The organism is Streptomyces sp. NPDC086080, assembly GCF_044540255.1.
In the GTDB taxonomy this organism is placed as follows: Bacteria; Actinomycetota; Actinomycetes; order Streptomycetales; family Streptomycetaceae; genus Streptomyces.
Window position 1 is genome coordinate 75,494 of sequence record NZ_JBITRU010000009.1, and the last position, 25,373, is coordinate 100,866.

The 25,373-nt window shown below is 74.4% G+C and carries 22 protein-coding genes; 10 read left to right on the plus strand and 12 right to left on the minus strand.

The window, feature by feature from the left end; all coding sequences use genetic code 11:
• Nucleotides 1-188: 188 nt before the first annotated feature.
• The 6 genes from ACIF9R_RS13900 to ACIF9R_RS13925 all read left to right on the plus strand — a co-directional run bounded on the left by ACIF9R_RS13900 (nt 189) and on the right by ACIF9R_RS13925 (nt 4,948).
• On the plus strand, nt 189-992 hold the full coding sequence (locus ACIF9R_RS13900) for an IclR family transcriptional regulator C-terminal domain-containing protein (RefSeq protein WP_399978724.1): 804 nt from the start codon (nt 189-191) through the stop codon (nt 990-992).
• Between the two features lie 94 nt (nt 993-1,086).
• Nucleotides 1,087-2,268: a CaiB/BaiF CoA transferase family protein gene (locus tag ACIF9R_RS13905; protein ID WP_399978727.1), complete on the plus strand. Its 1,182-nt coding sequence runs from the start codon at nt 1,087-1,089 to the stop codon at nt 2,266-2,268.
• A gap of 89 nt (nt 2,269-2,357) precedes the next feature.
• Complete coding sequence (locus tag ACIF9R_RS13910; protein WP_399978729.1) at nt 2,358-3,197, plus strand: citryl-CoA lyase; 840 nt, start codon at nt 2,358-2,360, stop codon at nt 3,195-3,197.
• A gap of 1 nt (nt 3,198) precedes the next feature.
• Entirely contained in the window at nt 3,199-4,062 is an 864-nt protein-coding gene (locus ACIF9R_RS13915) for an extradiol ring-cleavage dioxygenase (RefSeq protein ID WP_399978732.1), read from the plus strand.
• Nucleotides 4,059-4,418 (plus strand): hypothetical protein, encoded by a 360-nt coding sequence (locus ACIF9R_RS13920; RefSeq protein ID WP_399978734.1) that lies wholly within the window; start codon nt 4,059-4,061, stop codon nt 4,416-4,418. Before ACIF9R_RS13915 ends, ACIF9R_RS13920 begins: the two co-directional genes overlap by 4 nt.
• Nucleotides 4,415-4,948, plus strand: a complete 534-nt coding sequence (locus ACIF9R_RS13925; RefSeq protein WP_399978736.1) for a DoxX family protein — start codon at nt 4,415-4,417, stop codon at nt 4,946-4,948. The genes ACIF9R_RS13920 and ACIF9R_RS13925 overlap by 4 nt, the downstream gene beginning before the upstream one ends.
• A 16-nt stretch (nt 4,949-4,964) precedes the next feature.
• On the opposite strand, the gene ACIF9R_RS13930 is transcribed toward ACIF9R_RS13925, so the two are convergent.
• Nucleotides 4,965-5,828, minus strand: a complete 864-nt coding sequence (locus ACIF9R_RS13930) for a class I SAM-dependent methyltransferase (RefSeq protein WP_399978739.1) — start codon at nt 5,826-5,828, stop codon at nt 4,965-4,967.
• Between the two features lie 103 nt (nt 5,829-5,931).
• On the opposite strand from ACIF9R_RS13930, the gene ACIF9R_RS13935 reads away from it, so the two are divergent.
• Both ACIF9R_RS13935 and ACIF9R_RS13940 read left to right on the plus strand, forming a co-directional pair.
• Nucleotides 5,932-6,150: a hypothetical protein gene (locus ACIF9R_RS13935; RefSeq protein ID WP_399978742.1), complete on the plus strand. Its 219-nt coding sequence runs from the start codon at nt 5,932-5,934 to the stop codon at nt 6,148-6,150.
• A gap of 226 nt (nt 6,151-6,376) precedes the next feature.
• Complete coding sequence (locus ACIF9R_RS13940) at nt 6,377-7,228, plus strand: hypothetical protein (protein WP_399978744.1); 852 nt, start codon at nt 6,377-6,379, stop codon at nt 7,226-7,228.
• A gap of 33 nt (nt 7,229-7,261) precedes the next feature.
• On the opposite strand, the gene ACIF9R_RS13945 is transcribed toward ACIF9R_RS13940, so the two are convergent.
• The 6 genes from ACIF9R_RS13945 to ACIF9R_RS13970 all read right to left on the minus strand — a co-directional run bounded on the left by ACIF9R_RS13945 (nt 7,262) and on the right by ACIF9R_RS13970 (nt 10,784).
• The gene (locus ACIF9R_RS13945; RefSeq protein ID WP_399978747.1) at nt 7,262-7,702 is read right to left on the minus strand and encodes an OsmC family protein; all 441 of its coding nucleotides are present in this window, start codon (nt 7,700-7,702) and stop codon (nt 7,262-7,264) included.
• 225 nt (nt 7,703-7,927) lie between these two features.
• Nucleotides 7,928-8,119: a hypothetical protein gene (locus tag ACIF9R_RS13950; protein WP_399978750.1), complete on the minus strand. Its 192-nt coding sequence runs from the start codon at nt 8,117-8,119 to the stop codon at nt 7,928-7,930.
• Nucleotides 8,120-8,158: 39 nt separating this feature from the next.
• On the minus strand, nt 8,159-8,671 hold the full coding sequence (locus tag ACIF9R_RS13955; RefSeq protein ID WP_399978753.1) for an NUDIX hydrolase: 513 nt from the start codon (nt 8,669-8,671) through the stop codon (nt 8,159-8,161).
• A gap of 36 nt (nt 8,672-8,707) precedes the next feature.
• Nucleotides 8,708-8,923, minus strand: a complete 216-nt coding sequence (locus ACIF9R_RS13960; RefSeq protein WP_399978755.1) for a hypothetical protein — start codon at nt 8,921-8,923, stop codon at nt 8,708-8,710.
• Between the two features lie 71 nt (nt 8,924-8,994).
• Nucleotides 8,995-10,179 carry an FAD-dependent oxidoreductase gene (locus tag ACIF9R_RS13965; protein ID WP_399978758.1) on the minus strand — a complete coding sequence of 395 codons (1,185 nt, stop codon included), beginning with the start codon at nt 10,177-10,179 and terminating at the stop codon, nt 8,995-8,997.
• Nucleotides 10,180-10,307: 128 nt separating this feature from the next.
• Nucleotides 10,308-10,784, minus strand: a complete 477-nt coding sequence (locus tag ACIF9R_RS13970) for a DUF2809 domain-containing protein (RefSeq protein ID WP_399978761.1) — start codon at nt 10,782-10,784, stop codon at nt 10,308-10,310.
• A 160-nt stretch (nt 10,785-10,944) separates the two neighbouring features.
• Between ACIF9R_RS13970 and ACIF9R_RS13975 the strand changes: the two genes are divergently transcribed.
• A complete protein-coding gene (locus ACIF9R_RS13975) occupies nt 10,945-11,829 on the plus strand; it encodes a GyrI-like domain-containing protein (protein WP_399978763.1) in 885 nt (294 codons plus the stop codon).
• A 10-nt stretch (nt 11,830-11,839) separates the two neighbouring features.
• Here ACIF9R_RS13975 and ACIF9R_RS13980 read toward each other — a convergent pair whose 3' ends face one another.
• From ACIF9R_RS13980 to ACIF9R_RS14000, 5 genes are read right to left on the minus strand one after another with little or no spacing between them, the layout of a single operon-like run.
• Complete coding sequence (locus tag ACIF9R_RS13980) at nt 11,840-13,624, minus strand: hypothetical protein (RefSeq protein ID WP_399978766.1); 1,785 nt, start codon at nt 13,622-13,624, stop codon at nt 11,840-11,842.
• The gene (locus ACIF9R_RS13985) at nt 13,621-17,661 is read right to left on the minus strand and encodes a DUF5682 family protein (protein ID WP_399978769.1); all 4,041 of its coding nucleotides are present in this window, start codon (nt 17,659-17,661) and stop codon (nt 13,621-13,623) included. The genes ACIF9R_RS13980 and ACIF9R_RS13985 overlap by 4 nt, the downstream gene beginning before the upstream one ends.
• A 5-nt stretch (nt 17,662-17,666) precedes the next feature.
• A complete protein-coding gene (locus tag ACIF9R_RS13990) occupies nt 17,667-18,836 on the minus strand; it encodes an AAA family ATPase (protein WP_399979106.1) in 1,170 nt (389 codons plus the stop codon).
• A 35-nt stretch (nt 18,837-18,871) separates the two neighbouring features.
• Nucleotides 18,872-23,938: a hypothetical protein gene (locus ACIF9R_RS13995; protein ID WP_399978771.1), complete on the minus strand. Its 5,067-nt coding sequence runs from the start codon at nt 23,936-23,938 to the stop codon at nt 18,872-18,874.
• Nucleotides 23,935-24,789: a DUF4132 domain-containing protein gene (locus ACIF9R_RS14000; protein WP_399978774.1), complete on the minus strand. Its 855-nt coding sequence runs from the start codon at nt 24,787-24,789 to the stop codon at nt 23,935-23,937. The genes ACIF9R_RS13995 and ACIF9R_RS14000 overlap by 4 nt, the downstream gene beginning before the upstream one ends.
• A 343-nt stretch (nt 24,790-25,132) precedes the next feature.
• On the opposite strand from ACIF9R_RS14000, the gene ACIF9R_RS14005 reads away from it, so the two are divergent.
• Nucleotides 25,133-25,348: a hypothetical protein gene (locus ACIF9R_RS14005; RefSeq protein ID WP_399978777.1), complete on the plus strand. Its 216-nt coding sequence runs from the start codon at nt 25,133-25,135 to the stop codon at nt 25,346-25,348.
• The last annotated feature ends 25 nt before the right edge of the window (nt 25,349-25,373 follow it).

Genomic DNA, 25,373 nt, shown 5'->3' on the forward strand with positions numbered 1-25,373 from the left:
GGACGATTGTCCGTGGAACGAACACCTCGATGTGGCGTAACGATGGATCCGTGCCGAAGGGACTGTCAAGGGTCCGGCACAAGACCGTCGCCACCGTCCGGCGGCACCCGGCGGACACCCGTACAGGGGCGGCTAGGCTCGGTGCGGGCACCTCGTGGTGCCCATACCTCCGAACAGCAGGAGCCGCCGTGTCTCGTCGCGACGACGACCCGAACTTCATCGAGGCGATCGCCCGCGGATTCGACGTGATCAAGGCGTTCGACCCGCACGCGCCCGTCATGACGCTGAGCGAGGTGGCCGCGGCCACCGGTCTCGCCCGGCCGACGGCGCGCCGGATCCTGCTGACCCTGGAGGCGCTCGGGTACGTGCGTCCACTGCCGGGCGGAGGCTTCGCCCTCACCGCCCGGGTCCTGGAACTCGGACTCACCTACGTCCAGTCCATGGGCCTGTGGGGCGTGGCGCGCCCCCATATGGAGCGCCTGGTCGGCCGGACCAACGAGTCGACGTCCGTCGCGCAACTGGACGGCTCCGACATCGTCTACGTGGCGCGCGTGGCCGTACCCAAGATCATCGCGCTGGCGGTCTCCATCGGCACCCGCTTCCCCGCTCCGCAGACGTCCCTGGGCAAGGTGCTGCTCGCGGGTCTCGAGCCGGCGGAGCTGGACCGGGCGCTGGCCGAACCGACCAGGTCCGGGGCCGAGCCGCGGCACCGGTTCGACCGTGCGGAACTGGAGGAGACCCTGCGGGACGTGCGCGCCCAGGGGTGGGCGCTGACCGACCAGGAACTGGCCGCGGGCATCCGCTCGGTGGCCGCTCCGCTGCGGGACTGCGACGGGCGGGTGATCGCGGCGATGAACGTCACGGTCCATGCGGCGGAGACCTCGGTGGAGACGCTCCGGGACGAGTACCTGCCGTTGCTGCTGCAGGCCGCCGGCGAGGTGAGCGCCGATTTCGCGCGGTACGGCGCGATCCCCCGGACGCCGGTGGCGTGAGGCGCTGGCCCGGGGCTTGACACGCCGCCCCGGCGATCCGAGACTCCGTTCTACGGACGCAAGTCCGCAGAGCGGACAAGGAGAGTGCTGAGGCATGTCAGACGACACTGCTCCGTCCGGTGACGACGGCCCTCGCGGGCCGCTGCACGGACTGCTGGTGGCCGACTTCTCGCGCATCCTCGCGGGTCCGTACGCGACCATGCTGCTCGGGGACATGGGCGCCGAGGTGATCAAGGTGGAGAGCCCCGGGGGTGACGACACCCGCAGCTGGCTTCCGCCGGTGCGCGGCGACGTCTCCACCTACTACCTCGCCGTCAACCGCAACAAGCGGTCACTGGCGCTGGATCTCAAGGACGGGACCGACGCGGCGCTGGCGCGCGAACTGGCCGCCCGCGCCGATGTGGTGATCGAGAACTTCAAGCCGGGCGGACTCGCCCGGTTCAGCCTGGACTACCCGGCCGTCCGGGACGTGAACCCGGGCGTCGTCTACGCCTCGATCAGCGGATTCGGCTCCCGGGCCGATCCCTCCCTGCCCGGCTACGACCTGATGGTGCAGGCGATCTCCGGTCTGATGAGTCTGACCGGCGACCCGGAGGGCACGCCCTACCGGGCCGGCATCTCGGTCTTCGACGTGATGACCGGGATGCACGCCACGATCGGCATCCTCGCCGCGCTGCGCCACCGCGAACGGACCGGCACGGGACAGCATCTCGAGGTCAGCCTGCTCTCTTCGGCGCTGTCCGGGCTGGTCAACCACTCCAGCGCCTACGTGGCCGGCGGGGAGGTCCCGTACCGGATGGGCAACGCCCACCCCAGCCTGTTCCCCTATGAGCCGCTGCCGGTGGCCGACGGCGAACTCGTCGTCATCGCCGGCAACGACGGCCAGTTCGCCAGGCTGTGCGAGGTCCTGAACCTGCCGGACCTCCCGGCCGATCCGCGTTTCGCCCGCAACCAGGACCGTACCGCCCACCGCGAAGCGCTCCGGCCGCTGCTCGTGGAGCGGCTGGCGACCCGCACGAAGAAGGACCTCTTCCACGAGCTGCTGGCCGCGGGCGTGCCGTGCGCGCCCATCAACACCATCGACGAGGGCGTCGCCTTCGCCGAGGAAGCCGGCCTCGACCCGGTGGTCCTGGTCGGCGAGGGGGACGCGGCCGTTCCGTCCATACGCCACCCGGTCCTGTTCTCGGCCACCCCGGCGCGCCACGCACTGCCTCCGCCGGGCCTGGACGAGCACGGCGCCGCCCTGCGCGCCTGGCTCGCGGGCCCGCGCGACTGAGCGGTCCCACGGCGGGCGTCCCCTGTGATCGAGCGGCCCGCGCGACCGGGCGCCCCGCTTCCCCCCTCCCCCTCCCGAGGAGCACCACCGTGCAGCACCCGTCGAACGGCCGGCCCCCGCGGTATCCGACCTCGCTGGGCACGTCCGACACCAGCACCATCACCCTGCTCGGCCACGATCTGGCCGGCGAACTCATGGGGCAGGTCGGATTCGGCGAACTGGCCCTGTGGCTGGTGACCCAGCGCCGCCCCGAGCCCGGCGAGGTGCGGGTCTTCGAGGCCGTGCTCGTCGCTCTGGCCGACCACGGCTTCACTCCGACCGCGATCGCGGCCCGGCTCACCTATCTGTCCGCGCCCGACTCCGTGCAGGGCGCGCTCGCGGCGGGACTGCTCGGCGGCGGCTCGCGCTTCCTCGGGGTGACCGAGGACTGCGGCGCCTTCCTGCACGAGGTCGTGGCCGGGCACGAAGGGCGCCTGCCCGACGACGTGGACGAGGAGGGCTGGAACGCGCTGGCCCTGGAGACGGTGCGGGCGGCCCGGGCCGGCCGGCGGCTCGTCCCCGGGCTCGGACACCCCGTGCACAAGGTCCAGGACCCACGTACCCCCGTACTGCTCAGGATCGCGGAGGAGAACGGTCACAAGGGCCCCCACCTGCGGCTGTTCGAGGCCGTCGGCCGGGTCCACCCGCAGGTGCTCGGCCGTACCCTCCCGCTCAACGGCGCCGGTGTGTGCGGTGCCGCCCTGGCCGACCTCGGTCTGCCCGTCGGGCTGCTGCGCGGTTTCGCCCTGCTGGCGCGGGCCGCCGGCCTCCTCGGCCACCTCGCCGAGGAACAGCGCTCCCCCGTGGGCATGGACGTCTACCTGTCCGTCGACCGCAACGCCGAGTCCGTCCCTGCGCAGCATCCGACACGGCAACCGACGAAGGAGTGACATGGCAGAGCTGGTGGCGGTCATCGCCTCGACCCACCATCCCTTCTACTACCGGGCCTCCACGGCGACCGGCGAGGACCGGCCCCCGTTCGCGGACGCCTGGGTGGCCAAGATCGAGAGGTTCCGCGAGACGCTGACCCGGGCCCGCCCCGATGTCCTGGTCATGGTGGGCTCCGACCACTTCCACCAGCTGTGGCTGGACAACATGCCGCAGTTCCTGGTCGGCAAGGCGCCGTTCTACGACGCCAACTTCTACAACGAGGAGCGCGAGTTCGGCCTGCCCCGGATGCTGCTCCCGGGACACGAGGAGCTCTCCGCCCATGTGCTGCGCGAAGGGCTCGACGCCGGTTTCGACCTGGCCTTCAGCAACGAGCTGCGGATCGACCACTCGATCACCTGCCCGATCATCACGCTGCGCCCGGAAGCGGACCTGCCGATCGTGCCGATCTACACCAACATCTTCGCGCCCCCACTGCCGCGGCCCCAGCGGTTCGTCCAACTGGGGCGCTCCCTCAGGGAGATGATCGAGAGCTGGCCGGCCGACCAGCGGGTGGCGGTCATCGGCACCGGGCACCTCTCCCTCGAACTCGGAGGCCCGCGCCAGTTCGGTGAGCACGGGCCCGACCCCGAGTTCGACCGCAAGGCCGTCGAATGGATCGCGAGCGGTGACATCGAGGGCTGTCTGTCCGAAGTCACCCTCGACAGCCTCCACCGCCCCGGCAACGCCACCCACGGCTTCATGGACTTCATGCTGATGATGGGCGTCGCCGGCGAGGGCGCGAGAGCGGACCACGTCGACACCCTGGACCTGTTCCACACGATGGAGGCCTACTTCACCTGGTATCCGAAGGGAGTCCCGGCATGAGCAAGTACCTGGTGAACAAGTTCCTCTTCACCGTCGACCGCGACCCGGAGCTGGTGGAGCGCTACCGCGAGGATCCGCGCGGCACCGTCGAGTGGTGGGAGGCCGCCCGGGCCAACACCCTCCTCAACTGCGTCGGCCAGGAGGCGTCCACCTGGCTGAGGTTCGAGGACGCCGAACGCGAGGCGCTCGCCACGCACGACCACTGCGCGCTCTTCGCGCTCGGAGCCCACCCCTTCCTCACTCTCACCCTGTTCATCGCCATGTTCGAGCGCGATCACGAAGGGCTGGGCTACCAGAAGCAGTACGCCGAGCGACTGGCGCACTTCGCCCTTCCCTACCCGGACATCGCGACATGACCGCCGGTCTGCTGCTCCTGCGTCTGCTGCTGGCGGGGCTGCTCTTCGGGCACGCCGCCCAGAAACTGGCGGGCCGGTTCGGCGGCGGTGGCCCGGAGGGCACCGCGCCGGTCTTCGAGAGCTGGGGGTTTCGACCCGGCCGGCCCATGGTGCTCCTCGCGGGCACCTGTGAACTGGCCGGGGCCGTCCTGCTCGCCGCCGGTGCGGCCACCCCGCTCGCCGCGTCGATCGTCCTGGGCACCATGATCGTCGCCGCTGCTCCCAACTGGTCGAACGGCCTGTGGGCGCATCTCGGAGGCTACGAAGTCCCCTTCGTCTACGGGGCCTTGGCGCTGGTGCTGGCGATGACCGGCCCGGGTTCCTGGTCGGTGGACCATGCCCTGGGCGCGGACGGGATGTCCGGCGTTCCCTGGGCACTGGCCGCGGCGGCCGTCGCCCTGGCAGCCGCGGCCCCCGCCCTGCTGCTGCGCCGCCGCAACCTCCGCGCCCCGGCTCCGACGGCCACGGGAACGCCCGAGGCGCACACATAGCGCGTGCCGGCGGTGGTCAGGGGCGCCGCGCGGCCCAGACCGTGCGCTCGGTCCGGACGCTCAGACCGGGGTGGCGCAGGATGCTCCGCTGTCCGCCGGTGTCGAGCAGCTGGTCGAGAGCGGTCAGGTCCTCGGCCGTGAGGGCGGCGGCCGCGCTGCCGCGCATGCGGCGCAGACTGATGAGGGCGTAGGGGCCCACCGCGTCGCTGCGGTCCGGACCGACGCCGACCGTGCGGGTGCGTTCGGCTTCGATGGTGAAGCCGGCTCCGGTCAGCGCCGCTCCCCAGTCGGCACCCCGGTGGGGCATGTGTGCGGCGTGGTGGTGGGCGACGGTGGCGTGGCAGCGTTCCTCGAGACCGGGCGCGGTCTCCGGGGCGTCAGCGGGCAGGAACCGGGGAGAGCCGGCCGGCTCGAGGACGGCGAACAGTCCGCCCGGGGCGAGCAGTTCGTACACCGTGCGCAGGGCGCCGCCGGGGTCGGCCAGGTGGTGCAGGGTGGCCGATGCCCAGACCAGCTCCGGTGTGCCGAGGCGGGGCCAGGGCGTCGCGTCGAGATCCGCGTGGACGAGGCGGACGCGGTCGGCCGCTCCGGCCGCGGCCGCCTTCTCACGCAGGCGGTGCAGATGGGCGGTGGAGGAGTCCACGGCGGTCACTTCGGCGTCGGGGAAGCGTCCGAGCAGGGCGAGGGTGCCCGCTCCGGTACCGCAGCCGAGGTCCACGATGTGGCGGGGGCCGGCCCCTACGGGCAGCCATGCCGTGACGGCCGCGGTGTCCTCGGCGAGTACGGCCGCTTCCAGGTCGAGGAAATCCGCCTGATCGCCCGCGGCGTGCGCGGGGCCGTGCGTACCGTGGGAGGCCTGGTGCGGGGTGGAGTGACTCATGCGCCCACGCTAGGCGGGCCGTCCGCGGGGAACCCGCCCCGTCCCGGAACGCGCAAGACGATGGCCGGTTGCGCTGCGGCACCCGCAAAACGGGTTCACCGACATGAGCGCGTTCCGGGAAGCGGTCACCGGGTGGGCGGCCGGTGGTCCCGGTGACGTGGCACAGGAGCCGGCCTTCGCCCGGGCGCACGACGAGGATCCGGCCCGGCCGAAGCTGTCGCCGAAGGAGCGCCAGGTACTGCTCGAGTGCGCCTCCGGACTCACTCTCCAGGCCACGGCGCGGCGCACCGGGGTCGGTGCGCACACCGCCCGGTACTCCTGAACCTCGTCAAGGGGGATGTACGCGCAGACGGGCAGGCCCACCTGCACGAAGACCGGCCTGGCGGGTCCGTGCCGGTCGTCGGCACGGGGCTCCGGCCGGACGTTCTCACCTGTATGCCTCCGCTGCGCTGGTCCCACGGGCGCAGCGGTGATGCGGTGAGGGACAGGGGAGAAAGCGCCCGGGGCAGGTCGGCACCGGGCGGTCGTCCCGTTCTCAGGAGGCACACGTGACCACCCCTCGCCCGATCGTCCGCCCGGCCCGCGCACTCACCCTTGCCCTGGCCGCCGGGACGCTGCTCGCCACGGCGGCCTGCTCCGGCACGGACACCAGTGCTCCGTCCGGCTCGGAGACCGCCTCCACCGTCGCCGAGCGGGGCATCGCCGCCCAGACCACCACACCCTCGTCCCCTTCCCCCTCACCGTCCTCGGATCTCACCGAGGTCGGCGCACGGAACGCCCTGATCACCTCGGAGGACATCGAGGACGACTGGACGCAGGTGGGGAACCCACAGGAGTGGCGGGACTCCCTGCTGATCGGGAGCGTCGACGTGGCCGCGTTCCTCGACGGGCAGAGTGACGCCTCGGAGTGTCAGCGTCTGGTCGACGCGCTCTACGACGAGACGCTGCTGGGACGCCCCTCGGGGCCGTCGGCGGTCACCGGTTTCCAGGAGGGCGAGTCCCGGCTGCTCTACCAGGTCGCCGCCTACGACGACACCGCACTCGACGAGTCGATGCGATGGCTCACGTCGCTTCCGGACACCTGCGACCAGTTCACGCTCACCGGCGGGGGCAGTGGTGACCGCACCGTCCAGGTCATCGGACTGAAGCTGCCCGAGAGCGGTGACGCCCGGCAGGGACTGACCGTGACGGTCAAGGGCACGAGCAGCGGTGAGAAGGTGACCCTCACCCTGGACGTCGCCGCCGTCCGGCTCGGTGCGGACGCGATCACGGTCACCAACGGCGGACTCGACGGCGCCGATCACGACACCACCTCGACCGCCGTGAAGCAGGGCACGGGGCGGCTCGAGGAGGTACGCGCCGGCCGTACCCCACAGCCCACGCCCAGCGGCATCAACTGAACGGAACCGGCCGGCAGACGGCGCGCCCGGCGGTCAGGCGTCCCTGACCACCGTCCTGACGGGAGTGCCGATCTCGATCGTGCGGCTGACCGTGCAGAGCCGGTCGTGGGAGGTCCGCACCGCGCGAGGAAGGATCGCGCGGGCGCGGTCCGCGCCCTCACCGTCCGGGAAGGTGACGTCGAAGGCGACCGTCAGGTCCGTCATACGGTTGCCCAGCTCGTCGCTGATCTTGTCGCCGGTCACCGACACCGAGAACGCGACGGGCTCGGCGTGACGGACGGTCGCCACGTCGACGTCCGCGGCGGTGCACCCCCCGATGGCGGCGAGCAGCAGTTCGACCGGAGTGAATTCCGCTTCCCGGCCGTCGCCGGAGGCGGTACCGAAGTGGATCGTGCCGCCGCGGGCGTTGGTGGCGACGAAGTGGCCGGTGCCCGTTCGTTCGACGACGACGGAACGCTGGGAGTCTTCGCTCATGCGTCGACCGTAGTACCGCCGGGACGGGCACGCGGGCGGGACCCGCCGTCCGCCTGTCGCCCCGCGCGGGCTGTGAGGCGGTGGAGTCGAGGAAGCCCTCGCCCCCTGGACTCGCCGCGGCTCGCCGAACCCGGGCCGGGCATGGTGATGGCGATAGCACGGGGCAACGGGCCTGACCGGCGGCGGCCGGCGTCCTCGCGCTCGGCGCCATCCCGGCGCCCCAGGTCACCTCCGGCCCGCGGCGGGAGTGGCGAGGGCGTCGAGCTGCAGGTCCGCCGGAATGGCCGGCCCGGTCCGGCCGTGGAATCCGGTGGTCGTCGTCGCGGCGAGCAGGGGAGTCGAGCACCGCCGTACATCGGTGATCGCGTCATGGTGGCCCGCCTTCCAGGTGGACGCACACTCCGTCACCCTGGTCACGGGTGGCCGGCGTCCCCATCGTGTCCGGATGACGGCACGTCAGGCGCGATGCGGCCGCTTCACGTCCGGCAGGGCCAGGTATCGCGCGAATGCCTCGCGCGCGTCGGGGACGAACGCCTCGTCGTGCACCAGTTCGGCGAGTTCGGGCTCGGTCAGCCAGGCGTGCCAGGAGATCTCCCCGGGGTCCGGGCCGAGGGGCCCGGTCACCACCGTCTCGTGCAGGCCGAGCCAGTACGGGCTGATCGCGCCCTCGCACCGGAACTTGAACACGAACCTCGGGCGGGCCCGGACGCCGAGTTCCTCCGTCAGTTCCCGTGCGGCGGCCTCCTCGTAGGACTCACCGGCCTCGACGGCGCCTCCGAGCATCCAGTTGTACTGCCCCGGGAAACGCGAGACGTCATGGGAGCGGCGGTGTACGAGGATCCGCCCGGCGGTGTCACGGCACACGACCGTCGCGATGCGATGCAGCCATCCGTGGCGTATCGCGTCGCCCCGGCCGACGACGGTGAGGATCTCGTCGTGCTCGTCGACACGTTCGACACGTTCGTCCATGGTCCCAGCGTGCCGGACGGCACCGACAGCCCGGACTCACCCGCTCCACGCGTCCGGGCCGCCACCGCGCCACTCGACCAGCGCGGACCGCCGCATGAAGTCGTCGTCGACATCGTCCAGACCGGCCAGGCGCAGGAACTCCACGATGTCCAGCAGCCCGTACGCCATTCCGAGGAACCGGGTACCCGCGCGGACGCGCCGGCCGCCGTCCTCACCGGGCGGGTAGATCACGATGGGCTGCTCGCTCGCCATGACACCAGCGTGCCCGGGGTGGCATCCGCGCGCACGCGGGCGCGTCCCCCGGGCCGGGGCGTACCCCCGCGTCACCGGTGTGCGGCGTGCACGCGAGGGACGGGGGGCCGATCGGGGAAGGACCGGTCGCCGAAGAGGATCCGGCCCGCCGCCGCCCGGCCCAGCGGTGTGCGCAGCAGGGTGAACGCCGCCGTCGTCGCGGCCGGCGTCCGTACGTGGGACAGTCCTCTGCGCAGGGAGAGCCGCCCGCGGAAGGCGGCCCGCAGGCCGGCTCCGCTGTAGTGCGCCAGCGCGTCCGGCTTCCCGGCCTGCAGGGCGTCGTCCAGGACCGAGGCGGCCAGTTCCGACAGGCGCAGGCAGGGGTCCAGGCCGCCGGCGGTGAGGGGGGAGACGGCGCCCGCCGCGTCCCCGACGAGGAGTCCGTCGGCACCGCTGATACGGCGCAGCACGCCGCCGACGGGTATCGGTCCCCCGCGGCGCTCCACCGCTTCGGGGCGGTCCACTCCGGACAGGCCGGGTGCCGAGGCGCTGAAGCGTTCCAGGGCCCGGCGGAGGCCTCCCGGGAAGCGGTCGGCGTAGCCGGCGGTGCCGACGTGGGCGTGCTGCCCGTCGTGGACCACCCAGGCCAGGTATCCGGGGGCGACGGAGGGGTCGAGGACGCAGTGGAAGGTGGGCGGTTCGCCGTTCGGGTGGACCTCGAAGACCTCCTCGGCGCCCACCAGCAGATGACGGTTGCGGTCGAGGCCGAGGTCACGGGCGACGGTCGACCGGGCCCCGTCGGCACCGACGACGAAACGTGCCCGGACCGCGGCCGGACCGTCGCGGCCGGCCAGGTGGAAGGTGCCGCCCTGCCGGCCGAGGTATCGCGTGCCCAGCGCGATCCGCACACCGGCTTCGGCCGCGGTCGCGGCCGCCGCCTCGTACAGCCCCGCCATGTCGCCCACCCGGTACTCGTCGCGGTCGCTGACCAGGCTGACGGGGCGGCACAGGTCAGGGGGGTAGAGCAGGACGCGCCGGATCGGGGGGCCGAGGTGCCGGTCGGGCAGCGGGAAGTCGTCGAGTGTCTTGCGAACGAAGATTCCCGTGGTGCGGATCGCTCCGGCCAGGGTGGTGCGCCGGTCGACGAGGAGCACGTCGTGGCCCTGGCGGGCGAGGAGTGTGGCGACGTGCAGGCCGGCCAGCCCCGCGCCGACCACCAGGACGTCGGTGCCGACCGTACCGGTCAGGTGGTGGGTTGCGCGGGCCGCTGTGGGCATGGCTGTGCTCCTCGTGGAGTCGGTCAGGGGTTGCCGGTGCGGGCGTGCCGCCGCGGGCGCGTGTCGTGGCGCCGGCCGGTTCAGACGCTCGCCGACGACATGGACTTCGATCGAATCACGATGGGAAACTATCGAAAATCGATAGGTTCGGCAAATCGCGTGCCCCGCCGCGGCGGCGCCCCGCCCCTCATCACGAGCCAGCCGGCTGCCGCGCCGGCCGCGTACCAGAACAGGTCCGGTGCGTTGAAGGTGGAACCGAGCACCAGACGGGAGACGGCACTGTGCCGTGCGAGCTCCGCGGGCAGCCCGGTGAGTTGCAGGAACTCGACGCCCCAGCTGACGGCCAGCGCGATTCCGGCCGCTCGCGAAGGCGTCGTCCGCGGTGCGACCAGGACGACGAGGGCGAGCACCAGGACGGTGTACAGGGCGTCCCCGCCGTACTTGGCCACGTCCCCCGTCGCGACGGTCCTGAGCCCCAGTCCCGCGCCGATGACGGCCAGTCCGGCCGAAGCCGCCACCGGGCGCCGGTGGGCCGGGGCGTTCCCGGTGCCGTCACGGGTGCGGAGTTTCCTGGTGCCGACGCGGGTGCGGATGGAGGAGGCCATGGGCGTCATTCTGCTCGCCGCCCCACCCCGGCGGCCGTCGGTCGTCCGGCGCGCGGGGCCGGCGATCGCGCGGACCCGATCCGATCGGGCACAGGATGTCGGGTCCGGCGGTGTGTGGGCTGCCTAACGTGGTGATCACGAAAGAGGAAGGAGACCGGGCGTGCTGGAGCGTCTCAACCAGACGATGGAACACATCGAGCGCCGTCTCGACCGGACCGTCGACGTGGCCGAGCTGGCCCGTGTCGCGGCGACTTCGGAGTACCACCTGCGCCGGATGTTCTCGGCGCTCGCGGGAATGCCGCTGTCGGAGTACATACGGCGCAGGCGGCTCACCGTCGCGGGTGCCGCGGTGCTCGCCGGGCGGGAGACGCTGCTGGACATCGCGACGCGTTACGGCTACGGCTCGGGCGAGGCGTTCGCGCGGGCGTTCCGCGCCCTGCACGGTGTGGGTCCGGGCGAGGCCCGGCGCGCCGGATCCGCGCTCATTTCCCAGCCCCGGCTGACCTTCCGCCTCACCGTCGAAGGGAGCAACAGCATGCGATATCGCGTAGTGGACAGGCCCGCGTTCACCGTCGTCGGCCCGAAGGCCAGGGTGCCGCTCGTGCACGCGGGGCCCAACCGGGCGATCATCGACTTCGTCCGGGGGATCGCCCGGGAGACCCTGGAGGACCTGGAGAAGCTGTCGGACCAGGAGCCACAGGGGGTCGTCGCCGTCTGCGACGACCTGGACCCGAGCCGGGCCGAAGGCACCGAACTCGACTACTACCACGGGGTGGTCACATCGGCGCCCGCGCCCGGGGGCGCCGGCGTGCCCGGGGGCGCGGCCGTGCTGTCCGTCCCGGCAGGCACCTGGGCGGTGTTCACCACCTCGGGGCCGGCCCCGGAAGCCATCCAGTATCTGTGGCGGGACGTGTTCACCGAGTGGTTCCCCTCGAACCCGTACCGCAGCAGGCCGGGCCCGGAGATCCTGCGCACCCGGATGTCCCCGGACACCACGGAGGCCGATGCCGAACTGTGGCTCCCGGTGGAGCGGGAGGAGCGGTAGGTCCCGTCGGTCAGGTCCTGGCCGGCATCGCCTCCTCGCCGGCGGCCCCCCAGGCATGGGCGCACAGTGCCTGTTCGACCGCGTCGGTGTAGACGGCGGCGGCGAGCCAGGACCGGGCGAAGCGGCCCGTGTCGGCCGGGAGCAGACGGCCGAAGGTGTCGCGGGTACGGTCTGCGGCGGCGGCGTGGAGGTCGTCGAGGAGGTCGGCGGCCGTGGCGAGGCCGTGACCGCGCAGTCGGGCGGCATCGCCCGGTGTGTTGCCGGCGAGGGTGAGGACCCGGCGGCCCCCCGGCACGGCCTGGTGGACGCGGCGGCGCAGCAGGTGCAGCGGTGCCCCGTCCCCGGTGCCGGCGGTCGCGGGCGGGGCCGCGAGGGCCCCGGGAGGCAGATCGGCGTGCTGGAGGCGGTCCAGGCCGAGGTCGACCCGGGCCGCCGGGTCGGTGGGGTGCTCGGTGGCGAGGAGCAGGGCGCGGGGGCGCGGGCCGGGCACCAGGCGTGCGACGATCCGCAACCGGCTGCCCGTCGCGGCGGCGAGCAGGCGGAGGTTGTCGCGGCAGGGCAGTGCGGGATCGTCGTGGGCGGTGGCCAGGCGCAGGGGCACGCCCGCGCAGTCGGCCAGCAGACAGTCGCCCGTCGCCCCACGCACCGTGCCGGTGAGGGTCACCTCGAGGAACAGCAGGTCCTGCGCACCGCTCAGGGCCCGCGTCACTTGTTCGGCGGCGGGCACGGCCCACAGCCGGTCCAGGGGATCGTCGCGCCAGGCCGCGCCGGACGCGCGGACCGCCCGCACGCCGGCGCCCGCGCCGAGGCGGCCGTCCGGGGAGACCGTGGCGCCGGACACGGCCAGCCCCGCACGTGACAGTTCCCGGTGGGTCAGGGCGGTGTCACCGATGCGTACGGCCCGGTCGGCGGCACCGGACGCCCGGGTGGGGCCGCCGGGTGCCACGTCGGACACCGTGTACAGGCGGCCGTCGGCGTCGGCGGTCCAGGTGACCGCGCCCGCGTAGCCGGTGGCCGTGAGGACCGGTTCGGAGAAGACCCCGTACAGCCGGAGGGAGCCGTCGGGGCGGTAGGGCCGACGGACCGTGCCGCGCAGTTCGGCCAGGTCGGGGCCGGTCGCGTACGGGAGGCCGTGGGCGACGCCGAGGACCGCGGCGAGCGCGTCGGCGAGGCCGGCGAGCCGGTATCCGGGATCGGCGGCGCGGGCCGCCCGGACCCCGGTCACCACGGAGACGGCCGCGGCGGAGGCTCGTGGGAGGCCGGCGAGGCGGGCGGTGTGCGCGGCGTGCAGGAGTTCCGCCTGGAGCACGGCCCCGGCGCCGTCCGTGCCGGCTTCGAGTACCGCGGCAGCAGCGTCGAACACCGCGCGGGCGGCGGCGTGTTGTGCGGGAGTGATGGTCTCGGGTTCCGTGTCTCCGCCCGGCTGCGCCACGGGTCCGGCGGTCTCCGTCTCCGCCGTCCCGTCCGGTGCGTCCATGTTCTCGCCGGGGTCCTGGGCCGGGGCGGCGTCGGCGACCGGGGCCGCCGAGGCGGCCGCCGCGCGGTGCAGGCAGTCGGGGGCCAGCAGACATCCGCAGCGGATGGCGTCCGCGCCGGTCACCGCTCCGCCCGGTGCGTGCAGGACGACGTCGGTCTCGTCGTCGACGGCGATCCGGACGGTGGCGCCGTCCCGGGTGACGGGACGTGCCAGGAGCTTGGTGACCCCCGCGTCCAGCCGCTTGCGGAGCCGGGGCGAGAGCGCCCCCACGAGTTCGGCGGTGACGGACGGGGCGACCGGAGGGAGGTCCGGGCTCATGCGATCTTCTCCCCTACCCAGCGGGCGAGTTCGAGTGGACTGAGAGCGGCGACCGGCATGCCGGCGGCGACGAGCTGCCCGGCGACGCCCGTGGAGTAGCGGGGCCGGCCGGTGTCGTCGAGGCTCGCGCAGCCCAGGACGTGACAGCCGGCCGAGACCAGCGCGCGGACCTCGGCGAGCAGCCCGCCGACCGGGTAGCCCTCCTCGAAGTCGCTGACGACCACGACGAGGGTGCGTGAGGGGACGGTGACGAGGTCACGCGCGTGCCGCAGTCCGGCGGCGATGTGGGTGCCGCCGCCGACGCTGACCTCCAGCAGCAGGGACAGCGGGTCGTCCACGTGCCCGGTGAGGTCGATGACCTCCGTGGAGAAGGCCAGGAAGTGGGTGGACAGGGTCGGCACCCCGGCCAGTACCGAGGCGGTCAGCGCGGCCCACACCGTGGATGCCTCCATGGAGCCCGACACGTCGGTGACCAGGATCAGCCGCCAGTCCGCGGCCCGGCGCCCCCGGGTGCGGAAGACCGGCCGTTCGGGCAGCACCCGCACCGTGCCGTCCGGGCCGCGGCGCGCGGTCGCGAGGTTGGCCCGCAGGGTGCGGGGCAGGTCCAGGCCGCCGCCGGGCCGTCTGCTGGGGCGGGGCAGGGCCGTGCCGTGCAAAGCGGGACGCAGACGGGTGGCCAGTTGCCGGGTCAGCTCTTCGACCAGCCTCCGTACGAGCGGCCGCAGTGCGGCCAGACGGGCCTCGGGCAGGCCGCCCGCGTGCCGCAGCACGGTGCGCAGCAGGTCCACCGAGGGGCGCACCGCGTCCGGGTCCAGCGCGGTGAGGACATCGCGGCGGCCGGACGCGGCGGCCGCCGCCAGGACCTCCTCGCGGATGCCCGGCCCGAACAGCGCGGCCAGCTCCTGCGACCACTCCCGCACCCCGGGATACGACGCCTGCCGTCCCCCGCCGCCTCCCGGGCCCGCGAGATCGCCCCGGCTGCCCTCACCGCGTCCGTTGCCGTACAGCTCGTCCAGCGCGGTCGCCAGCGGCGCGGCGGACGTCGGCAGCGCGGCGGTACGACGGCCGAGGAGGAGACGCCAGCGGTCGGCGGGCGCGAGGAAGGTGCCCCCGGCCAGGGGCACGCCGGCCCCGGAAGAGCCGTTCCCCGGCGGCCTCTCCGGCCCGGACGGCACCGCGCCCTCCGGCCCGCGGTGCCCCGTGACACCGGGCCGCGTCCCGGCCCCCCGCTCGGGCGGGACCATGACGTCCGGCTCGGCTTCCGTGCCGTCCTCCGGCCCGCGTGGCGCCGCGGAACCCGGCCCAGATCGCGTCACGCCTCGCGATCCGGGTGACGCCGTGGTTTCCGATCCGGGGCCCGCCGGCACACCCGCGCCGGGTTCCGCCGCGACATCCGCGCCGGGCTGTGCCACGACACCGGGTCCGGGTATCGCCTCGCCGCCCGGACCGGTGGCCGTCTCCGACCCAGGTCGCCCCATGCCCAGCGGTACGCATGGCGCCGTGGACGCCGATCCGGGCCCCGCCGGCACACCCGCGCCGGGTTCCGCCGTGGCATCCGGGCCGGGCCGGGTCGTGGCCGTCGGCGCGGGGTGTGTCGAGGCGGTGCTGTGCGGGGGGTGCGGTGTGTCGTTCGATGCGGTGTCGCCGGTTGGGTCCGTGCCGGCCGGGCCCGTCGGCAGGCGCAGGGACCGCAGCCGCTCACGGGCCGCGAAGTCCGCCGCGGTCCAGGCGGCCAGGGCGGCCGGGTCGACGCCACCGGTGTCGGCGACGTGCGCGGTTCCCAGGCGCTCGTCGACCGAGGCCAGGAGCCGGTCCCGGGCCGCGGGGCTCAGCGTGTCGAAGCCGCCGCGCAGCGCGGGGAGCCGGTCGAGGAACTCCCGGTCGGGCAACTCGGTCACCCGTGTGAGCAGGGGCTCCAGCGCGGGCTGCGCCGTCTCCAGCAGCGGTCCCGCGGCGGAGAGCAGTCCGCTGAGCCGGGCGGTGAGCGCGGCGCGGGAGTCGGGGTCGGTGGCCCCGTCGATCCAGGAGGCCACGCGGTCGCCGAAGCTCCGGGCGTCCTCGTGCCCGAGCAGGACGCGCACGGCCCCGGCGGCACCGCGCATCAGCGGTGAGCCGTCGGCGGACAGCCGGGCCAGGGCGTCGGCGAGCCGGATACCGCCCAGCAGATCGGCCCGGTGGGCGAGTTCGAGCAGGGCGTGGGCGTCGGCCACGTCCTCGGATCCGGTCAGGCCGTCCACCTGCCGTACCGCCGCCGCCGTGAGCAGCTCCGCGACATCGGCCGCCCGGGCCTCCCGGTCCGTGTCCGGACCGAGCCCGGGGACATGACCCGCCCGCAGCCGGTCCAGCAGGGCGAGGCCGGCGAGGAGTTCCGGCAGGGTACCGGCCCCGGGCAGGACGTCGGCGAGATCGCCGAGCCGTTCGTCCGCGAGTCCGTCCAGGCCGCACTCCGCCGCTCGCAGGAGCCCTTCGACGGCCTGGGAGGCCGTCGGCCCGCCCTCGTCGCACTCCTGGCGCCGCCGTTCCCGCAGCACCCCCTCGGCGGCCTGCGCGGGGGTGACTCCGCGCACGCCCGCCGCGGTCAGCACGGCAGCCGTGGCGGGCGTCCAGCGCACCTCCCAGCGGGAGGTGAGGGCCTCGGCGCCGCCCGCACCGACGACCTCCTTCGCCTCCCCGTAGGGCACCCCGCACACCGTCAGCCGGCGCAGCAGCAGCTCACGGCGCCGGTCCAGGTCGGAGCGCAGCGGGTCCAGCCGCAGATCCCGGGCCGGCGCGGGGCCGTCCGTCTCCGGGCCGGGCAGGCCGAGTCGCGCCGTCTCGGCCTCGACCGCGGGGGCGAGGCCACTGCGCGGCGCCTGCGGGGCGGGCCGCCCGCCGCGCGTACCGACGAGGACGCGCTCCATCGCCCGCGCCACGGCCCGCCCTCTCCCGTACGGCTCCCCCTGAGCGAGCACCGTCTGTACGGCCTCGACCAGTTCACCCCGGCCGGCCGCGGGCAGACCGCGCAGCCGGGCCAGGTCGTGGGCGAGCCGGCTGATCTCCCGTGCGTCGGCGGGTCCGGAGGGGTGGCCGAGTCCGCGCAGCTCGGCGCAGATACGGACGGACGCCCGGGTCAGGGCCTCCTCCAGCGCCGCCGGATCTCCCGCCGCGCGCAGGACCATGTCCTGCCACTCGGGGTCCCGGATGCCGGCCGGGTAGCCGGACCGCTCGTCGAGGAGTGCGTACGTATACGGGATCAGCGAGGTGGTCCAGCCGGGCCCCCGCGGGTCCGGGTCCGGTGCTGCGTCCTCGCCGGTGTCCTCGCCGCTGTCCTGCCGCACCAACGCGGGGGCGTGGAAGGCCCCCACCACCACGGCGGCCCGCTCGCCCCGGGCGGTGGCATCGGCGAGCCGGGCCCGCATCCAGCGCTCGCGCCGCAGGTCCAGCTCCGGCACGCCGCCCGAGGCGGCCGCGTCCTCACGCAGGGCCCACCCGGTGAGCAGGGCGGCCCGGCGCAGCGCCTCGGGTGGGGAGCCGGGGGCGGTCGCCTCGACGAGGCGGTCCCACAGGTCGTCCCCCGGGCGGCCCGTCAGGCGGGCCCGCAGCGCGGTGGCGAGCCCGGGGCCGCCAGTGCCCGTCACCGCGGCCCGCCGCCCCTCGGCCCAGGCCGGGTCGGCGAGCGGCAGGTCGCAGGCGACCACCGGTACGTCGTGCCGGGCGGCCCAGCGGACGGCGGCCAGTTCGGGCGAGAAGTCGGCGAACGGGTAGAACGCCGGCCCCCCGCCGCTTCCGTCGACGGGAGCGGCGGCGAGCGCCACCGGAGCCCGTGTCTCCTCGTGTGCCAGCCAGGGCAGCCATTGCTGCATCTCGGCGGGCAGTTCGACGAGCAGCACCTCCGGTTCCGCCTCGTCCAGCAGCGCGGGCAGCGCCGCGGCCAGGGAGGGGGCGTGGTGCCGTACGCCGACGAGATAGGGCGCGGACCGGTCGGTGAGGACGGTGAGCGCCTCGTCGGGCGGCCGGACGGGCGTGCCCTGCGGGGCGGCCTTGTGGGAGCGGGACACGACCGTCAGCCCTCCAGGACCGTACGCAGGTCCCACAGGGTGCGCCAGGTGGCGGACCCCTGTTCGGCGCGGCGCCGGACGGGCCCGTCCCAGTATCCGCGCAGCCGGGCGGCGTCGGCGGGGTCGTCCTTGCGGACCACGCCGAGCAGGTGGCCGGGCAGCAGTCCGAGCACGTCGCGGTCGCCGGGGAAGTACGCCGCGGCGAGGGCGAGCGCACCGGCGACGGACACGGCCTCCGCGGTGCTCATCACCGTCGAGGGCCGCTCGACCTCCCAGCCCTCCGCGGACCGGCCCTCGCGCAGGTCCCGGAACGCGGTGACCAGGGCCTCCAGTACGGCGTCGTCGACCTGGAACGGCGCGCCCGCCCGCTCGACGGACGCCCGCGCCTGGCCACGCACCAGCGCGGTCTCCGCGTCGAGGTCCCCGATGGGGCCGACGGTCTCGAAGTTGAAGCGGCGCTTGAGTGCCGCGGACATCTCCGAGACACCCTTGTCACGGAGGTTGGCCGTGGCGATGAGGTTGAAGCCGGGCGCGGCATGGGCCAGGGCGTCCTCGCTGCCTGCCAGTTCGGGAACCGCGATCCGCCGTTCGGAGAGCAACGACACCAGCGCGTCCTGCACTTCGGGAAGACAGCGGGTGACCTCCTCGACGCGGGCGACGGCGCCCCGGGACATGGCGGTCAGCACGGGTGAGGGCACGAGTGCCTGCCGGGTGGGTCCCTGCGCCAGCAGCAGCGCGTAGTTCCAGCCGTACTTGAGCTGGTCCTCGGTGGTGCCGGCCGTGCCCTGCACGACCAGGCCGCTGGTGCCGCACACGGCGGTGGAGAGCAGTTCCGACAGCATCGACTTGGCGGTACCCGGCTCGCCGACGAGCAGCAGACCGCGCTCCCCGGCCAGGGTCACCACACACCGCTCGACCAGCGCCCGGTCGCCGACGAACTTGTCCTCGATCACCAGTCGGCGCGGTACGCCCTCGGGCACGTCGGCGTCGTCGGGCAGCTTCAGGGCCTCGCCGGCGCTGCCCATGACGAACGTGACGACCGCGCGGGGGGTGAGCCGCCAGGCGGGCGGTCGCGGTCCGTCGTCGTGGGCGGCGAGGAAGGCCAGTTCGGTCGCGTACCGCTCCTCGGGCGGGACGATCTGACGGGCCGGGGAAGGGGACAGGGTGGTGGTCATCGCTTCGCGTGGCTCCAGGTGCGGGTGGACGGTGGTCATCGGCGGCGGCCCTTGCGGGTGGCGCGGGTGGTGAGTTCCTCGTAGGCGGGGGCGTCTCCGGCACGGACCCGGTCCCACGCGCGGCGGAACAGTTCGGGTACCGGCAGCAGCGGAACCACCGGGGAGTTGCCGCGCACCGGGTAGAGGCCCTGCTTCCAGATCTCCACCGGCAGCGCGGGGGACTTCAGGTCCAGCCAGCCGCACGGCAGGAAGAGCGTGCGCCCGGCGCGGGCCCGCTTCGCCTCGACGACCAGACGGGGGGCCGCCGCCAGCTCGGCGCGGGCCTTCTTCATGCGGGCGGGCTTCCAGCCGGTCCAGCGGGCGCAGTTGCGGTCCGTCGGGTCGGGCAGGGTGAGCAGTTGGAGGTAGAGCCCTGCCGCGTCCGCGCCCAGGCCGTGGGACGCGGCGACCTCCGCGACCAGTTCGGGCACGCTGACGGACGGATCCTGGGCGTAGCCGGTGGGGCCGTCCGGTTCCGTTCCGGCCGCGACGGCGCGGGCGAGTTCGTCGTCCACGACCGCCCGCAGCGCCCGCATACCGTCGCCCCGTCCGGGTCCGACGAGTCCCTCGACCAGTCCGAACACGGGGTCGTCCGCGCGGTCGAGTGCGCAGGTGCGCACCAGGACGGCCTCCTGGTCGCCGTACCAGGGGCGCAGTACCAGCGCCTCGCCGACGGGTGTCAGGCCGCGCGCGTCGGCGCCGCCGGTGGCGGGCAGTCCGAACGCCTTGCGCAGTTCGGCGGCGGTCGGTGAACCCTTCTCGGTCCAGTCCAGGTCGAGGTCGAGCAGCAGCCCGGGGTCCGCGAGACGGCGGCGCAGCGCGGCCAGTCCCTCCGGAAGCGCGGCCCGCAGGGGGTGACCGTACGGCAGCGAGTAGGCGAGTCCGGCCAGGGACGACACGGCGTACGTCAGGTTGTACCGTCCGGGCAGTGCCCGGGGGTCCTCCGGTACGAGGTTGCCGTCCTTGTCGAGCCGCTGGACGGTGGTACGGCTGAGCCAGGAGGGGCGGCGCGGATTGAGCAGCGCCTCGACGGCCACGGTGGACAGTCCCGGCAGGGCGAGATCGCCGACGAGGTCCTCGGGGAGGCGGACGAGGCCGTCGAAGCGCTCGGCCCACACGCGGCCCGCCGCGTCCGTGTCGGGTCCGGTCGTCCACAGGTCACCGGGGTTCGCGGGCAGCAGCGCGCCGACCAGGGCGGCCCGGTCGCCGGGCTCCAGCGAGCCGAGCAGTGCGTCGCCGAACTGCTTCTGACGTGGCTTCAGGCCGGTGGCGGCGCTGACCTCGTCGGTCAGCTCGGACGGCTTTCCGGCCAGGAGCAGGGCCGCCTGTACGGGGCCGAGGCCGCCGTGCGTGGCGGCTGCGAGCGCGGCGGGCGCGGCCGGCTGCCAGGGGGCGGCGCCCTTGTCCCGGACGAGTCCGGTCACCGCGGCCAGTGCTTCGGCCGGGAACACCGGCGGGTGCGCGGTCTCCCGGCCCGAGGTGAAGTGGGCGACAGCGCCGAACACGCCCGTCGGGTCGTGGTCCAGGGCCAGCCAGTTCACGCGCTCATGATGGTGGTCGACGCTCTGGCAGCCGAGGACGACGACGGTGCGGCCCTCGCGGCGCAGCACCTGACCGGCGCGGTCCTGCTCGCCCCGCGGCTCGCTCAGCACGACATCGCGCAGCGCGGCTCCGGGGGCGGCCAGCGGCCCCTCGAGGATCGCCTCGAAGAACAGCAGCAGTGCCCGGCGGTGCGCCTGCGTCAGGGCGGGGGAGGCGGCGCGGTAGGCGAGCGGGCGCAGCGCGTCCAGCAGGGACGGCCACGCCGCTCCCCCGGACGGGACGGTGCGCTCGTCGCTGTGCCATCCGCCGGCGGGCCCGGTGAGCCGGGCGGCACCGGGCAGTGCCTTGCCGCCGGCGGGCTTCCCGGTGAGGACGTGGTTGACGGCGCGGATCTGACGCAGGACGCCCCACCGCTTCCCGCCTCCCCACCAGCCGTGCTGTTCGGCGAGGCCGGCGGTCGCCTCGCGCAGTGTCTGGTCGTCGCCGTCCTCGGGAGCGTAGTCGGCGAACATGTCCACGACCCGCGGGGACTCCGCCCTGGGCCGTTCCTCCGGAGGCGACACGAACCCGGCGACGGACTCGGCGACGCGCAGCACCGCGAGCAGCAGAGCGGTGACACCGGTGAGCAGACCGGGCTCGGTCAGGGCGGGCAGGGAGCGGGAGACGACCTCGCGCAGGACCTCCTGGGCGGTCGGGACAGCGGGGTCGCCGGTGGTGGCCGCCCGGCCGGTCCGGGCCTCGGCTGCCGCCTTCGCGCGCCTGGCCTCGGCCAACTCGGCGTCCCTCGCCGCCAGAACACTGGCCCCGGCCCTCAGCAGTTCCCCGGCCTGCTCGTCACTCAGCGCCCGGAGGATCGCCGAGGCGCTCTCGTCGCGCGGGCGCAGGGCGTGCCAGAAGTCGACCGGCGGAACGAGGGGTGTGCCGGCGGCGAACTCGCCGCCGCGCTGCAGCGGTGCCAGTCTGCCCAGTTCCCGCACACCCGTGGTGCCGTCCGTCGTGTACAGGGTGACCGAGCGGTAGTGGGCGACGGCGAGGGGCTCGACGCCACCGGGCAGGCGCAGCGCGCCGAGCGGCACGCCCGGTATCCGGCTGTCCCCCGCCGGCAGGGCGGCGGTCCTGCCGTCCGGTGTGCCGACGGTGATGCGGGCCTCGTCGCCCTCGCCCTCGGTGCGCACCCAGCGGCCGAGGACCGTGCCGTCGGTGCCGAACGGGCTGTGCTCCAGGCCGGGTTGCAGGGGCAGCACCGTGCAGTGCTGCTGCAGCAGGGTGGCGCCGTCGCAGATGCCGGAGCGCAGGAACGCGGGCAGCGAGGCGCGGCCGTGGGTGCCGGTGGCCGGGTCGTACTCGAGCCACACCTGCCGCACCCCCTCCCGGCCCTGGCGCCAGTACGAGGTGCCGTCCCCGATGACGGGGCGGGCGGGCGGCAGGACCGTGTCGCCGGCGTGCAGGGTACGCCCCCCGGTGACACGGCCGCCGTCCGGCCGCGGAATCGAGGTCTCGCCCGCGTCGCCGCCGCTGTACCAGGAAGGGAGTTGCTCACCGCCGAGCTCGAAGACCTCGGCGGGGCGGGCCGACCAGTAGCCGTGCTGTTTGTTGCCGTCCCGCCACATGACCAGCAGTTCGCCGTCGGTGTAGCGCAGCGACGGCCGAAGCGGCCGGCGGTCCGGTTCGGGCGGCAGCCGCAGGTCGTGCTCCAGCAGGATGTCCTGCGGTCCCACGACGATCGCCTTGTGCCCCCGGGAGAGGATCAGGGCCGGCCATGCCTCCTGGACGACGAGGGTGTCGTCGCGCCCGCGCCGGGTCTCGGCGTCGAGCCGTCGCACCGCCTCTTCGAGCGCGGGCCAGCCCAGCTCGTCCGGGATGCCGGCGCGCAGGGTGTTGCCGAGCAGCGGCGCGACGTCGAATGCGGCGGCCCGGGCGAGGGCCTGCGGGCTGATGTGTGCGGCGACCGTGCGGAAGGGACGCAGCCGCTCGAGTGCAGCGCGGGCGGCCGCCAGACCGGTGGCGCCGTCCAGCTCCGCGGCGGCGTCGTCCAGCCACTCGCGGAGCACGTCGGCGAGTACGGGGTGGCCGGCGATCTTCTCCGGCAGTTCGGTGCGGGCCCGTTGACGGTGCGGGTTGCCGACGGCGTCGTACAGCATGCGCCGACCGTGCGGGTCCGCCGCGACGGCCGTCAGGTCACGTCGCCCGGCCCCGGAGTCCGCCATCCACCGGCCCAGGTCGAGGTGGATGTCCGTGCCTGCGGCGGGCCGGGTCAGCGGAACGTCCTCGGCCAGGCACAGGTCCAGCAGGTCGAGGTCGGCGCCGGTGTGCCAGCGGCCGGTGAAGAGGTCGACGCGGCGGCCCTGTGCGCGCAGGCGCGGGGCCATCCGCTCCACGAGCGCGAGGGTGGCCGGTGAACGGTCGCCGACCGTTCCGCCGTGCTTGCGGTGCAGCGACCAGCGGCTGAGCCAGTCCGCCGCGTCGACCCGGTCCGCGGCCTCGCCCCGGCTCTCGCCCGTCAGCAGCCGGTCGGCACCGGTCTCCGCGAGCAGCGTCAGCCAGAACTCGTCGTCCTTCGTGGTACGGCCCAGCCCGGCGGGCATGATCTCCAGCAGCCGGACCCGTACATCGGGCTGCCGCTCGGCGAGGACGGCGAGCGTCGTGCGGTAGGTGGTCCAGAAGGACGCGGGAGCGCGCACGGCCGCGGGTGACGCGAGCAGGTCCGCGACCAGAGCGCACTCCTCGGCAGCCCGGTCCAGCCCCGACGCCTTGATCAGGGCGCGCGCGTCCTGCGGCAGGGACGCGTACGGCGGCATGCCGGCGGCACAGCGCTCCACGGTCAGCTGCCGGAACTGTGCCCATGCCTCGGCCGGCGCGAGCCGTGCCGAGAGGGCCTTCACATGCTCCTTGAGCGCCTTGACGGTCAGCGCCCCGGCGAAGGCGAACTCCAGGAAGACGGCGCGCTGCCGCTCCTCGTCGACGGGCAGCGCGTGCACCCGCTCCGCATCGCGCGCCTTGCCGAAGAAGGCGGCCGCGTAGGTGGTGTTCTCGTGCTGCAGGAAGACGCGCGCGGCCTGCTCGTAGAAGGTGGGCAGGAAGTGCGGCACGGCCCGGCCGAGTCGCTCGCCGAGCGTCTCGAAGCCCTCTTTGGCGATGCCGGGACGGGACTTGGCCTGGCGGGCCAGCCGCTCGACATCCCTGACCAGCGCGAGCGCGTGGTGGCCGTTCGCCGGGTCGTGGACCAGCGCCCAGGCGGGGAAGCCGAGGGTTTCCCGGCGTACCTGCCCGACCTCCAGGGTCTGCGGCTCGCGGGCCAGTCCGAGGAAGTCCAGGGCGAGGTCCTCGGCCTCACCGAGCGTGCCCGGTACCAGTCGTACGACCTTGCGCTCGTCCAGCGCGGTGTGCGTGTACGTGCGGGCGGTGAGGACATCGGCGTCCTCCCGGTCCGTGACGCCAGGGGGCAGCACGGCGCCGGCGTCGAGCAGCGCGGCCGTGGTGGTCTCGTCGAAGCTGAACCCGTCGTACTCGTGGGTCGTCATGCCGCACGCTCCTCGTCCTCGATGTCGCGTCCGGCGTACAGCGCGGCCGCCATGCGCATGCCCTCCGACCAGGCCACCGGCCCGACCTGACCGAGCTTCAGGGCCCGGCCCGCCGCGTCGGTGAAGACGAGCGGTCCGGTCTCCGTCTCGGAGTAGCCTTCGTAGTCGCCGACCCATACCCGGGCCTCGACACCGCGGCCGTCCTCCAGTACGGAGCACACGGCGTGGCCGCCCCGGACGCGGTATCCCAACTGGGTCGCGCGGCCTTGGAGAAACCTCAGTTCCCTGAAGACGCCGCCCGCGTAGTCCTCGACGGAGCCGGCTTCGGCGTCCAGGGCCGCGGGCCGGTGCCACACCTCGCGGAAGAGCTGCTGGGCGCGCTGTTCGATGCCGATCTCGACGGCGAACTCGCGAAGGTCCTCGAGTTCGTCGAGCAGTACCGGGTGCGGCAGGCGGACCAGACCGGGGGTGATCCGGACGGTGTCGCCGTCGAGGTCGACGAGGCCGAGGCCGCGCTCGGGGTCGGCGTCCCGCAGGAATCCGGCCACCACCCCGTCCGTCCCCGTGACCACCATGTCGCGCAGGGCGGCCTGCCAGGCTGGGTCGGGCCAGACCCGCGCCAGGACCGCGAACGGCACCGGCAGGGAGCGCACCATCCACCGCTCCACATCGGCGAGGCACTGCCGTTCGTGCCGCTCCAGCCATTCGACGAGCTGGCGCAGCCCCACCACCGCCGGATCGTCAGCGATCTTGGACGGTACGGACTTCAGCCGCCGCCCGGCCGCGTTGCGGCACACCACCTTGCCGTCGTCGAGGGCGACTTCATAGTCGCCGGCCGACACCCACCCCATGCGTGCCTCCCGCATCCCCACTGATCAAGTGACGGGAACTGTAGAGCAGGCCTCTGACACTCGTCCGTGGACGGTGTGCCCGGCCCGGGCGGGCCGGGCTACCGGCCGGGCGCCGGGAGCGGGGAGCGGAGTCGCGCCCGGGCGCGGCAACGGCCTGCCGGGGCGCCGCCGTTCTTCCACACGGAGCGATGGCTGCCTCGGCTCCGGTCCGGCCGGCGGCGGTGGAGCCGTGGCGTGAGCGGAGCCATCAGGGTGGTCACAGGCCGTGTCGGACGGCTGTGCGGGTGCCCGCTGGCCATGCTGGGTCGGAGCAGGAGCCTTCCACGCGAACAAGGAGCACGGCATGCCCACGGACCCGGTCGGACGATTTCTGACGGCTCTGGACCCGGAGCACCGGGAGGCCGTCCGTTCCAGACCACGCGAGGAGCAGGAACACCTCGCGGCCGCCTGGGAGCGGGAGCTGGAATCCGACACCGAACTCGACTCCCTCGACGAGTTGTCCCCGCCGGCGGCCGAGGCCGAGGCCGCCCGCCGTGTTCTGCGGAACGAGCCGGGGTAGACCCCGGGCCGGTGGTGGGCCCGCA